A 13,375-nucleotide genomic window follows, 5' to 3' on the forward strand; every position below is an offset into this window, starting at 1 on the left:
CCCACTCATGACAGCGTGACCGTCATGGGTGGGCTCGCCTCCCCCTCTTGACACGCCCGATACAATAGAACCAGCAGTAAAGGAAGCGCGCGGCCACCCGCTGGCTCCTTCACGCCCGGCCAAGGCCGCTCCACACGCTCCTCGACAACCTGCAGGTTACTTGCCCAACACCAAAGGGGATACAACGCTAACCCCAATCCGCTGCGGATCATAGCCCCAAACCGGGGGGAGGATGCTAACCCTCCGCCAGCCGCCGCGCCTCTTCGACATCCGCCTCGGTGTCCACATCCAGCGCCAGCGCCTCGTCCTCCACAAACGCCGCCTCGCGCAGCATCTCCCGAGCCCCCGCATCGCCGGTCAGCCCCAGCAACGCCTCAAACGCCGACGCCGGAAAGTACGTCGGCACGCCCGTCCGCCCTGCATATCGCGACCCCGTCACCCGCTCCGGCACCGCCACCAGCACCCGCAGATGCTCCACCCGCACCCCCGGCTGGTCGCAGGCCATTACCACCACCCCGGAGACCTGCACCATCCGGGCCGCCGCAACTCCGCGTCGAATCGAAGCCGCCATCCCCTCAGATGCCTCTTCATTCACAACAATCAGGCACCCGCGCTCCTGCAACGCCTCAAGAAACTCAGCCTCCGGCCCTACCACCACAACCACCGGAGACAACCCGGCCTCCATCGCCACCCGCACCGCCCGCTCCACCAGCATCTCGCCGTTCAGCACAACGGTCTGTTTCGGCCGGCCCAGCCGCCGCGAAAATCCGGCAGCCAGCACCACGGCAGCCACTCCGCTCACAGCGCGCACTGCGCCTCAAGGTACCGGGAAGCGCCACCCTTGGCGATCTGCTCCGCAATCATCTCCGGCGTCATCCTCTGCGAGTGGCCCAGCTTGCCCTGGCAACACGCCTGGATCTCCGCGATGGTCGCCAGCGCGATCGCCTCCGCACCATCGCCGCCCAGGTCCAGCCCCACCGGCGCAAACACGTGCTCGCACACGTGCGATATATCCAGCCCCAGCAACGCAGCGGCCTCACTCAGCAGCAGCGCGCTTCGGTGCCGTGCTCCCAGCAACCCAAGATACCGAGGGCGCCGTGGCAGGACCGCCGTCAGCCAGTCGCGGTCCTGCTCGTAGCTATGTGTCATCAACACCACGGCATCTCGCTCGCCAACTTCGACCCCTTCGAGACTAGTGGCAGCCACAACGCGCTCCGCCTCAGGAAACCGCTCTGCCCGTGCCCACTGTGCGCGGCCATCCAGCACCGTAACGCTCCAGCCCAGCTGCGCAGAAAAACTCACCATCGGCTGAGCATCATTCCCAGCCCCGCACAGCAACAACCGCTGCGGCGGCTCCAGCACCTCATGGAACACTGCCTCCGTCGGCGCATCTGCATCGTCAGCTTCTCCGAATACGAGACACCCCTCCGCATCGCGCACCACGCGCCGCAACGGCAGCCCAGCCTGCGGCAGCACGGTCACCACCTCACAAGCCTCCCCGCGCAGGCTCGCCTCCATCGCCTCCATCAACGCGTCAAACTCCGGCGTATCGGTCGGCTCCAGCAGCAGGTACAGCGTCCCGCCGCAGCCCAAACCGTAAGGCATCTCCTCAGTATCGTCGAACAGCGTGGAGAACCGCTCCACCACCGCACCCGACCGCACCTTCCACGCCGCCCGCCGCAGCACCTCGGCCTCCAGGCACCCGCCAGAGATACCGCCGACATACTCGCTGTCAGCGCATACCAGCATCCGTGCACCTGCTTGCCGGTAGCTCGACCCTTCCACCTGCACCAGAGTCACCAGAGCTCGCGCACCGCCCTGCCGCCACCGTTCCAATAACTTGCGTCGCTCCTGCATGGCACCTCCAGACGGGCCGTACCACGGCATCCCTCACACCACAAGGTTACCGCTGTTACCGGTTAATAGAGAAACGAGTACCCCGTCACCCCGCCGCAACCGACAGACGCTGCGACAAGAAGCCTGTGGCCAAGGCACCTGCAAAGACTGCGGTGCCCGTAGCCCACTAACCTGATTCACCTGCCGCTACGAGCGGTCTGCGAGGAAGCACCATCTCACTCGCAGACCGCCCGTAACTCGTTTGCACGAAACCCACGTTCCACACGGACGCACTCGGCAACTTCTGGTAAACTAAGTCTCGTTGGTCAGTGGATCGTACGGCTCAAGCAACTTCCCGGAGCCAGAAGTTTCCCTTACAAAAGGCCGGCACCACAACCTGTACCATCATCCGATGGCACAAAGGTTCGGGGCGTAGCGCAGTCTGGTAGCGCACCTGCTTCGGGAGCAGGGGGTCGGAGGTTCGAATCCTCTCGCCCCGACCATCTCTAGAATCAATAAGTTAAAAGAACGTCCCCACGTCGGGAGTTGCAAGCGGGTAGTCAGTTCCCAACAAATTTTGGTGTGAAACGCCGCTCAGAATATGGGTGGCGTTTTCTGCATGTCGTTACGCCGACGCATCATGCCCTACCGAATTCCTTATCGGGTGTAGCACCCGGCGTTCCTTGATAGCGGCCAGCTTCTCCTGCACCGCTTCTTTCTCGGCATCACTCCGGGCCTTTCTGCTTTGCGAGTCACCCTGCGGTTTTAGAAGGTGAACTTGACGGCAGCCTGCAGAACGCGCGGGCCACCGACACCATTGACGTTGCCGACGCCGCTGCCCAGTGTACCGGTGATCTCTCCGAATGTTCCGGAGCCGACCGTCGTACCTGGCTGACCGAAGGCCGGCGTGTTGGTTGCATTAAAGGCATCGAAGCGCGCTTCCATATTGATGCGGTCTCCGTGCAGCGGGAAGACCTTGAACAGAGACAGGTTGTCGTTGAAGTAGGCTGGCCCACGGAACTGGTTGCGTCCCGTATTGCCCTGGATGCCAATTGTGGGCGCGCTGAACGACGATGCGTTGAACCACTGCGGATAAGTCGACGTGTTTCCGCCTGTTACTTTATGCGTAACTTGATAGGCGCCGCTTAGATTCGCCGTCGTCGTGGTACCCGGAGTGACCGTCGATGCGCTGACCGTGAACGGCAATCCGGACACAGCCGAAACGATCGCCGAAATGCGCCATCCGCCCAGCGTATAAGCACCAACGCCCGAATTGAAGTACTGATGCCCCTTGCCAGCAGGCAGTTCATAGGTAACGGTCTGCTCGAAGTTATTGGTGCGGTCGAAGTCCAGCGCGCTATAGTTGCGCCGTGGCGGGCCGCTCCAGAACATCACATTGCCGTCCTGCGCACCGGTCTGATATCCCTGCGCCTTGCTCCATGTGTAAGCCGATGTGAAAGCCACACCATGAGAGAGCCGGTGGCTCAGCTGCACCTGCAGCGACTGAAAGTTACTGGAATAACCGAGGAAATACTCCGTCACCGAAGCCGTCTTGCCAAAGGCCAGCCTCAACGGGTCAGAAGCTCCGCTCTGGCCATACACCGTAGGCTGATTGATGTTTTGTGCCACATCGATGCGCGTGCCATGGTTGGCTACATAGGCGATCTGCAAAGCAGTATCGAAGCCGATTTCCTGCTGCAGTGCAACATTCCATGAGTCTACATAAGCGTTCTTGAAATTCAGCGGGATGTACAGATTTCCAAGGCCAATAGTGCCGTTCGCGGCACTCTCTGTCAACGTCCCTGTTGAGCTGAACGTTGACGTTGGCGTAACCGGAATGCCGGTGGCCAGGTTGACCACACCGCCTACCGGATTCAGCGCAGCACCATACGTTGGCGTGTTGGTGTAGTTCGTGCTCGTCTTGATCGGATAGTTGTAGGCGTAACTGTTGTCCACGAACGGCACATAGCTGATACCGAAACCTGCGCGGATAACTGTCTTGTCAGTCACGCGATAGGCCACTCCCAGACGCGGGGCGATGTTCTTGTAGTCCGTCTGCATGCCAAGGTTAGAAGGATTGCCGTCGAGGCCTGCGAGGACAAGCTGATTGTTCGCCGGGTTGTAATTCACAAAACCACCCGGCTTGCGCGGGGTCGCAGGTGGGTATAGCTCGTAGCGGACGCCGAGGTCGACCGTCAACTTTGGCGTGGCCTGCCACTTGTCCGCGACGAAGAAGAACAGCCATGTCTGACGGAAGGCCGGGAAGATACTGTTAGTGTCCTGACCTACCGAATACGGCACATTGAACAACACGCTCGCGATATCGTTCGCAGTACCGGTAACAGCACCGTTATAAGCGCTCGCACCCGGTGCCGAAGTCTGGTTCTCCTGGAAATAGAAAGAACCTGCGGGTGTATTGATGTTGCCCTGGAACAGGTCGTCACGGATGCGACGGATGTCGAAACCGGCCTTCAGCGCGTGATTGCCGAGAATACGCGTCCAGTTGTTCGCAACGTCGATGTTCGACTCGGCGCGAAGCCACGGCAGTGCTACCGAATACCCAATCAGCGGATTGCCCACGCCCTCGCCGTTGCCGGCCAGGTTGAACACCTGGAATGCCACCTGTCCGCTGGTCGTCGGAGAGTTGTTTGTACCGTTTGGTCCATTTCCAGGAATACCGAGCGTCTTCGCATCGCTGCTCCCATAATCGGTCTGCGTGGCGGAGTTCCGGTAGTGAGACACACCAAACCGCACCTCCGTAAACAGTTTGGGCGAAAAGATGTGATCGTAGTTTGCGCCCGTGTTATACGCGTTAGCGATACCGGTCGCTTCGAATCCGCCGCCGGCGGGGCCGCCCAGGAACGCACCGAACAGTGGCGCCTGATATGTGTTCGTCAACTGGTGACTGAACCGCCCGCTCAGGTGGTCCTTGGAGGTAATCGTGTAGTCGGACTTGATGTCGTATGTATAAAAGTCTTTGCTGAAAGGAAGGTTCTGCGAGAAATTGTTGGCGCTGGTGGAACCGGAGATGTACGTCGCAGATGCAAGGTTGGTCTTCGGGTTGCGGGCAAGTGCATCCAGGTCCTGCAGCACCGTCAGCGAAGTCTGGCTGATGCCCGGGTTCGTCAGTGGAATCACATCTCCTGCAAACGGCACGCGGCCGGTACCGCAGGCATTGTTTGCCGCCGAACCAATGCAATCTGCTGTGTCTCCGGTGTTCGGATCGTAGACCTGGCCCTTGTATCCGGCAAGGCTCAAGCTGTTGTTCACCACGTTGTAGTACGGAATGGTCGTGTTCGTCGTCGCCGACTCGTGATCGGACGAGCGAACGAAGTCGCCGAAGAAGAACAGCTTGTCCTTGATGATCGGGCCGCCAACCGAGCCGCCCGTGTAGTTATACACCAGTCGCCCGTTCGGGCCTTTCGCGAAGTAGTTTCGCGCGTTGACGCCGTTGTTCTCCATGTTCTGAAACACGGAGCCGTGGAACTGGTTTGTGCCCGACTTCAGCGTGACGTTGATGACCGTGCCCACCGCGCGGCCGAACTCGGCTTCGAAGTTGTTCGTCGTGATGTCTACATTGCCGATCGCCGACGCCGGCGGCACCATCATCACATGGATACCCGTGCGCTCATCGTCGTCTATGCCCTCAATCTGATACAGGTTCACATACGACGACTGTCCGTTCGCATTCGTCGAAAGATCGTTCTGTGAGTTGAAGAACTGCGAGTTGTTGAACACCACAGGCGCCATGCCCGGCACGGTCGTCAGTAGCGATTGAAAGTTGTTGCCGCTCGACAGCGGCAGGCTCTCAATCTGCTTTTGCTCGATGTTCGTTGAAATGTCTGCGCGGTCGGTCTGCAGTTGCGGCGGAGCGGTTGTTACCGTCACCTCTTCCGTCACACTGCCCGTCGTCAGGGTCACATCCACGCGCGATGTGGTGTTGGTCAACAGTTCGATGTTCTGGCGGGTCTCCTTCTTGAAACCCTGCGCCGAGACCGTCACGGCATAGGTGCCCGCGGGCAGGTCGGGTTCGGTGTAGTTGCCGCTGGCATTAGTCACCGATGTATGCACGGTTCCCTGCCCTGTCAGGGTGATCGTCACCTGGGCGTTCTCGACGCTGGCACCGGTAGGGTCGGTTACAGTTCCAAGAATGGTACCGTTTACAGCCTGCCCACAGAGTATGCCAGGAGTAACGCTGAGGAGGAAGATTGCAGCGATTAAGCCATGTTGACGCAAGTGCATGGAACCTCCGAGGATGAGTCGCTGAAGTCCGATTTCTCTGCGTGCTGCAAAATCGGTGGTTTCAAAGCACACGCATCCTACTCGCGTTCTGGCGTTCTTGCATAGACTTGATATCGACTTGAAACAAATTATTTTTATGGAGGACTTTTAGAGACACGGCTATACACAGAACGACAACAGACCTTCAAGGTTATTCATGAGGCGATATCGCCGCCCTGAAATGCCTCTGTCTGTTGACGTTATCAGCGGCCATATTCTCTTAAAAACCGGGGACAGAAAGAGGCGGAGAGATGTCGCGGTAGCCGTCATCGTCGCAGTTTGGCCTGCCATGGCTGTGGTCGGACTCATGCTCAGCGCCGTCGCGCCAGATGCCGACGAGAGGGTGAGCGCACCATTGATGAGTCGGTAGGAAGCTTGCGGAGTCCGAAGAGTTCTCATCGCAGGGCCTGCAGACGAGAGTGTGGTCACCGTGCAGGCGCGCAAGCGCTCGTGCCTCGAGGCGCACCGAGAGTGAGCAGCACAGCCTGCGGTCCGCAATGGTCTACAGAGACCCTCGATGCCACAGACTGTAACCGTGATGTGCAACGTAGTTAGAACTGAATCTTGCCGGAGAACTGCATGATCCGCTGGCTGTTCGCTGTTCCTGTGATGACGCCAAGTCCGCTGGTCATCGCCGTATTGGTGGGGGTGGTGGTTGCGGCGCCTGGAGTTCCCAGCACTGGATGGTTCAACACGTTGAACGCATCCGCGCGCAGGGACACCCGTAGCGACTCCCATATCGGAAAGTCTCTGAACACCGAGACGTCCTCCTGATAGTACGTGGGGTCCATAAGCATGTTGCGTCCCGAGTTGCCGAGCGTGCCGGACAGTGGCGTAGAAAAGGCAGAGGTATTGAACCAGTGGAAGCGGTTGCGGCCACCGAGAGGAACCGTGGACGCGCCGTTGTAGTTCGCCCGCTCATAGGTACCACCATTGCCTGTGTTTCCAATATCTCCGGAGGAGGTAATGGTGAAGGCCTGTCCCGAGCGCAGGATGAAGATCGAGCTCACCTCCCAGTTGCCGAGGATATAGTCGCCAATCTTGTTGCCGGTGCTGAAGCTCTTCCCTTTGCCGACAGGAACCGCATACGTCGCCGCCAGCGTGAGAAGGTGAGGGATGTTGTATCCCGATGGACCCCGGCTGCCGCGCACGTTGTAAGGATCTTCCGTCACGCCTCCTTCGACACCGAAGAACCCGTCATCGCCTTCATCGATCGATCGGCTGAAGGTATAGGCCGCGTGATACGTCAAACCCTTTGAGCTGGTGCGGGCGAGAGATGCCTGCAGCGCGTTATAGGTGGCGTTGCCACCGGGCCGGTCCCACTTGTCGGGCTGCATATAGGGGAACGGTTGTCCCGTTGCATTCGCCCCGGACCACACGCCGGTTGTCTGATTAATATCTTTCGCCAGCCTTGTAGCAAAAGATGTAGTGGAGAGAGCACCTGTGTTGTAATAGCCGCCGATATCCAGCCGGTGTGTCTCGGCACCGACATAGTTCAAACTAAATACGGTGTTTCGGTCCATCTGCTGCTCAATGCCGAGGTTCCACTGCTCCGAATAGGGGTTTTTGACGAGCGGGTCCACGAAGTAATTGACGTTGCTTGTAAACGGCGAGGCAGCAGGCTGAAGACCGGCCAGCGACGTCCCCACAGCGAAGGGGTTCTGCCCGGTGACATAGAGTGCAGACCCTGGCGTATTGAGGCTGCTGACACCCAACGTGCCAACGTCTGGCCACGATCCCTGGAAGTTCTGCGGCAACTGGATCGAAGCTGCCCAGTTGTCGAAGAATATGCCGAAGCTGCCACGAATGGCGAGCGTGTTATTGACGCTGTACGCCAGGCCAAACCGTGGCCCGATGTTCAGCTTCGAGCCATGCAGAATCTTCTGGTTGAGTGCGACCTCCACATTTGCAGGCAGGGTTGCAGAAGGCAGACACGGCGCGCGACCACGCACAGCGCAGGTCGGCGGCGCCACCTGCAGAATGTACTTCCCTGTGTTGAAGTCAAAGTCACCCGTCTCGATGCTGCCCTGGTTGCCGATCGAAGCGTCGGTGCCATACTGCGGGATCACCGTGCGATCGTAGCGGATGCCCATGTTGAGCGTCAGCTTGGGCAACGCGTGCCATGTGTCCTGCACGTAGATATTGCCGATACCGCCAGGGCGCTCCGTCAGAAGGACGTTTCTCTTCGTCGCCGATGTCGGCTCGTCAAGCAGAAAGCTGGCGAGGCCAACTCCTGTCTGCTTCGCAACTGTGGCTGTCGTGGCGCCTGGGCCTGCACCTGGCTGCGGGACTGCTGTGTTCCCGGCCGTCACCGTAAAGTCCGATGTCGCAGACCCATTGAAGCTGGACGTGTCGTTACGAATAGTTTCCCCGTAGTTGATCTCCTCCCAGCCCCCGCCGGCCTGGATCACATGCCGCCCAATCGTCTTGCTGATGGAGCCGAGCCACTCATGAGTGTTGGCCTCGTTGGCTGCGGGGCTACTGTTCTCACCTGCCCCAAATCCATTCTGACCGCCGCTGACAGAGAGGTCCGGCATCAGGGTGATGCCACCGATAAAGTTCTGAGCCAGAGACGGGTCCGGCATATAGGCATTGTAGGCAGCGGGGTTATCGAACAACGCATACGAGTTATAGGAGACGTGCGTCCTGCCATATTGCACCTGCATGGTGAGGCTTGGATTGAACACATGCAACCAGCTGACTCCATACTGCTGCGCCGGGAGCTGACTGTAGGAAAACAGGTGCGGGAAGCTTGAGCCTGTCGTCTTTTCCTGCCAGTTGTTATAGCGCGCAAAGATGAAGTCCTTTGTGCCGATGTGCTGGTCGAGACGGATCATCCAGTTATACGTGTTGTAGATCGTAGGGGTCGTGACCTCTTCGTTCTCCGCCGTGAAAGCATAGCCCGGGATGGTAGTCGGCGCCGGGAAGAGAGCGTTGATATAGGCAACCGCGCGTGGGTCGAGTTCTGAGGCGGGAATCTGATTACCCACATAACCCGGACGGTTCGAGTTTGCGTTGTTATTGCCGGTGGGATCGTACAGCTGGCAGGACGCGGTTACGACGGTCGTCGCGCCGCTGGAACAGCCGGCGATGCCAGTCGTTGCGGAACTGAAGTCGGCGTAAGGAAGATTGATTCCGCTACCCCAGGAGGACTCAGCCATCTGAGCAGCAGTGGGAATGAGCAGAACCGACGCTGCGTTTTGCGTCTTGCGGTAGCCCTCGTACGCGATCTCGAAGAAGGTCTTGTCGTGACCATTGTAGAGATGGGGCACGACAACAGGACCGCCAACCTGAACACCGAACTGATTCTGGCGGTAGATGCTCGGCGTGGTCGGAGGCACCCAGGGGATCGCATCGAATGCGTTGTTGCGGATGAACTCCCACAAGCTGCCGTGCAAAGAGTTGGTACCGGCCTTGGTCGCTAGATTGACAACACCTCCCGTGACACCGCCATACTCAGCGGAATCGTGCGCGCTCACCTTGAACTCAAGGATCGTGTCGATGATCGGCGGAATGGCATAAGTGTTGTACCAGTTGTTCGTGTCGTTCAGGCCATCCAGCGTATAGAACGTCGAGCGGCTGGTCTGGCCGTTGAGTGAAGGAGCAATGTAAGCATCGCCGTTGTTGTTCGCAGTGTTGCTGCCACTGCTGTTCTGCCCTACGCTGATCGGCGTGGCGCCAGGCGTCAGTTCCAGCAGCTGTGTGAAGTTGCGCCCATTCAAAGGAAGGTCATTCACCTCCTTGGTCCCAATCACCGTGCCGAGCTGCGATGTCGTCGATTCAATCTGCGCACCCACGGCCTCAACCGTAACGCTGACGTTGACATCGCCGGTCTTCAGGACCGCATTGATGTTCACCGTCTGATCGACCGCCACATCGAAGGCGGCAATCTTCTGTGTCTGAAAGGACGGCGCCGTCACACTCAATGTGTACTTCGCCGGCGGGACCCCCACAAAGTTGTAGTCGCCAGTATTGTTTGACACGGTAGCGCGCGCGACGTTCGTCTCTACATTCGTCAACGTCACCTTCGCGCCCGGAACCTTCGCGCCCGTTGAGTCTGCAACAGCGCCCGTAACGGCTGCGGTGGAGTTCTGAGCGTGACCACTCACTGGAAGAAGTGCCCAACAGGCCAGGAACAGGCCACAGATGAGCGCTAGCTTCTGTAGGCGAATGGTGCTAAGGATCGGCATTGCGAAAACCCCGTACGACGAGAAATGTATGGAAATACCAACGTGGCGCATCCTACAAAGCTCGATTTACAACTGTCAACATTTTTTTTACTAATCGTGAATGTCTTTCACCTGAAAAATATTGCCAAGCAGCCTTGAGCGCAATTCAGCACACCTCAAAGCCGTCCAACAAAAGAAGAACGCCATTTCGCGGTTAGCACATATGTCCCGGAGCACATGCTGAGATAGGCAGCTCCGATATGTCATGTCCGGCGGCCGGTTCGGGTCAGATTCCCCGATGCCATAGCAACGCGCGAAATCCGCGAGTTGGAACACGTTTGACTGGCCGTGCTCTCGATCAATGATATTTCACATAAAGAATCTATTTTTTATTGATGATCGTATAGCCAATGCCGTAAAGTGGTGGCCTCTGCCCTTCCGGAGCTCACACCTATGAAGATGCCAATCGACCTCGCTGTCCGCCGTTCATCCCATCAACGTCTGCGTTTTTACCGGCTGGCTATCTGGTTCTTGCTGCCTGTTGCGACGCTCTGCGCCCAAACGGTATATGTCTCCCCACGCGGCAAGGACACCGGCGTGGGGACGGCCTCTGCGCCGTTCCGCTCCGTTCAGCACGCGGTTCAAGTGGCACGCAGCCGGCACGAGCACACGGTCAAGTTGCAGGGCGGGCTCTATCGACTGGCCTCGCCGCTCGTGCTCACCGCCGCCGACTCAGGCCTGACTCTTCAGGCCGAGACGACACAACCGGCGACGTTCAGTGGCGGCTTTAAAATTTCAGGCTGGAAGCTGCAGGACGCGAAGCGATCACTGTGGTCGGCCCCACTTCCCAATGGCGTCTCATCGCCAAGACAGATTTACGTGAACGGGGTCCGAGCAACCCGTACGCGAGGACTCGCTCCTGTCTCTCTCACCATGAACGCCGAGGGCTACACCGCCGACAGCGATCTTCTCGCGCACTGGCGGCATCCTGACGAACTGGAGTTCGTCTACACCGGCGGCAACGGCATCTGGGGAGTGCCTTCCGTCGGCCTTGGCTCATGGACAGAGCCGCGCTGCCCAGTCGCTGCGATCCACGGCACCACAATCCTGATGGCCGAGCCCTGTTGGAAGAACTCAACCGAACGCGTGATGCTGCCGAACGGCAAGCGCTCCGCCAACCTTGTCGGCCCTAGCAGCATCGGCAAACAGCCGTCATACATTGAGAACGCCTACGAACTGCTCGGCAGGCCAGGCGAGTTCTATGTCGACACTGCTGCGAAGACGATCTTCTACACACCCCGCAAGGGCGAAGACCTGCGCAGTGCCGATGTGGAAGCTCCCGTGCTCGAATCCCTGCTGGTGCTGGACGGCACGAAAGACGCACCTGTGCACGACATCACAATCTCCGGCGTGACCTTCGCCTATGCGGCATGGCATGAGCCAAGCACCGCGGAAGGGTTCTCAGAGATCCAGGCAAACTACCGCGTCACAGGTGCGGACGGCGCAACAAAGCAGGCGCTCTGCACACTCGTCCCGGGCGGCACCTGCCCGTTTGCCGCATGGACGCAGGAGCCCGGCAACGTCTCTGCAAAGTATGCCGACACAGTGACCTTCAAGCGAGATACCTTCACACACCTCGGGGCAACTGGCCTCGCACTGACAGGTGGCGCTCATCACAATCTGATCGAAGGTTGCATCTTCACCGACATCTCCGGCAACGGCCTTGAACTCGCAGGCGTGGACACTCCCATGGCCTCTGATGAATCCTTCGCCATCGGCAATCGCATCGAGAACAATCTCTTTCGCAACGTAGGCGCGGAGTTCAGCGGCGGTATCCCCATCGTCGTCGGCTACGCGCGCTTCACGCACATCGCGCACAATCAAATCGACCACGTGCCCTACGCCGGCATCTCGATCGGCTGGGGCGGTTGGCCCGATAAGATCGCGCTGCCCGGCGTCGCGAACCGTTCCACCGGCAACGTGATCGAGAAGAACCATATCTCGCACTTCATGCTGGACCTCTCCGATGGCGGGGGCATCTATACGCAGGGCCGCACCGGCGTCACGCTCGCCGATGGCGAACGCGTGGACGGCAACGTCGTCATCGATCAGTTCAGCAGCGGCCACGCCCTGTACACCGACAACGGCTCCGCGATGATCACCGTCAGCAACAACGTGACGTTCAATACCAACCACGACAACTGGGGCTCACGCCACAAGGACTACTACGACGGCGGCACGGGCGACGAGAACAATCCGTTAGCCATTGAAAACAACTGGTGGCAACAGGGCGACCCGGACTCCTCCGCAAAACAGGTGACCGAGTCAGGCAACCATCTGATCACGGCGCTCGATCAAGCCCCCCAAGAACTGCTGGAGAGCGCCGGACTTCAGGCGGGCTTCCGCAATCTCGCCACACCAACACCCCACGGCGTCGCGCCCTTTGCTCCAACCGCTGTCGGCGCCTTCCAGACGCCCGACTTCGCTTACGTCACATGGCGTCCTCCGGTCTTCGAAGGCGGGTCTCCCGTCACAGAGTACGTCGTGCGCTCGGATGATGGCCTTGTGACGAAGTTGTCAGCCGCCGAGTTCGATCGTCTGTCCTATGCACGCCTGCCGATTACCTCATCGAAGCTCCGCACGTTTACTGTGAGCGCCGTCAACGCGCACGGCGAAAGCCCAGCCTCGCTGCCATCGTTGCCAGTCGTGCCGGAGAGCACAAAGCCTGCTCTTCCAGGCGCGCCTCAGTCGGTATCAGTGCATGTGCAAGGCACACGTGCCAGCATCCACTTCGGTGGCCCCAAAGAAAACGGCGAGCATGTGCTCGCATATGCCATCACGATTGATCCCGGCGGACGAAAGCAGATCTTCACAGGGCGCCGCATAATTACGCTCGAAGGCAGGCATGTAACATTCGTATCGCTAGGCGGACTCGATCCTGCGAAGACCTATCGTTTCGGCGTTGCGGCCCTCGGCCCTTCCGGCGAAGGCCAAATAACCTGGAGCACTCCGTCGACACCTAAGCAACCTTAATCTCTGGGATCTGCTCGGTGACCTCCGAAAGCGCGATGGAGTCGCATCATGTGACC

The 13,375-nt window shown here is 59.2% G+C and carries 5 protein-coding genes and 1 tRNA gene; 2 read left to right on the forward strand and 4 right to left on the reverse strand.

Features of this window, described 5'->3' with window-relative positions; all coding sequences use genetic code 11:
* Positions 1-235: 235 nt before the first annotated feature.
* Both GOB94_RS06025 and GOB94_RS06030 read right to left on the reverse strand, forming a co-directional pair.
* Complete coding sequence (locus tag GOB94_RS06025; protein WP_182277954.1) at positions 236-802, reverse strand: nucleotidyltransferase family protein; 567 nt, start codon at positions 800-802, stop codon at positions 236-238.
* Positions 799-1,857 carry an XdhC/CoxI family protein gene (locus GOB94_RS06030; protein WP_182277955.1) on the reverse strand — a complete coding sequence of 353 codons (1,059 nt, stop codon included), beginning with the start codon at positions 1,855-1,857 and terminating at the stop codon, positions 799-801. Before GOB94_RS06030 ends, GOB94_RS06025 begins: the two co-directional genes overlap by 4 nt.
* 405 nt (positions 1,858-2,262) lie before the next feature.
* Between GOB94_RS06030 and GOB94_RS06035 the strand changes: the two genes are divergently transcribed.
* Positions 2,263-2,339, forward strand: a tRNA-Pro gene (locus GOB94_RS06035).
* A gap of 262 nt (positions 2,340-2,601) precedes the next feature.
* On the opposite strand, the gene GOB94_RS06040 is transcribed toward GOB94_RS06035, so the two are convergent.
* Both GOB94_RS06040 and GOB94_RS06045 read right to left on the reverse strand, forming a co-directional pair.
* A complete protein-coding gene (locus GOB94_RS06040; RefSeq protein ID WP_182277956.1) occupies positions 2,602-6,078 on the reverse strand; it encodes a carboxypeptidase regulatory-like domain-containing protein in 3,477 nt (1,158 codons plus the stop codon).
* Positions 6,079-6,668: 590 nt separating this feature from the next.
* The gene (locus GOB94_RS06045; protein WP_182277957.1) at positions 6,669-10,226 is read right to left on the reverse strand and encodes a carboxypeptidase-like regulatory domain-containing protein; all 3,558 of its coding nucleotides are present in this window, start codon (positions 10,224-10,226) and stop codon (positions 6,669-6,671) included.
* A gap of 513 nt (positions 10,227-10,739) precedes the next feature.
* Here GOB94_RS06045 and GOB94_RS06050 point away from each other — a divergent pair.
* Positions 10,740-13,319 carry a right-handed parallel beta-helix repeat-containing protein gene (locus GOB94_RS06050; RefSeq protein ID WP_182277958.1) on the forward strand — a complete coding sequence of 860 codons (2,580 nt, stop codon included), beginning with the start codon at positions 10,740-10,742 and terminating at the stop codon, positions 13,317-13,319.
* Positions 13,320-13,375 lie beyond the last annotated feature (56 nt).

It is taken from the genome of Granulicella sp. 5B5, assembly GCF_014083945.1.
Classification (GTDB): domain Bacteria; phylum Acidobacteriota; class Terriglobia; order Terriglobales; family Acidobacteriaceae; genus Granulicella.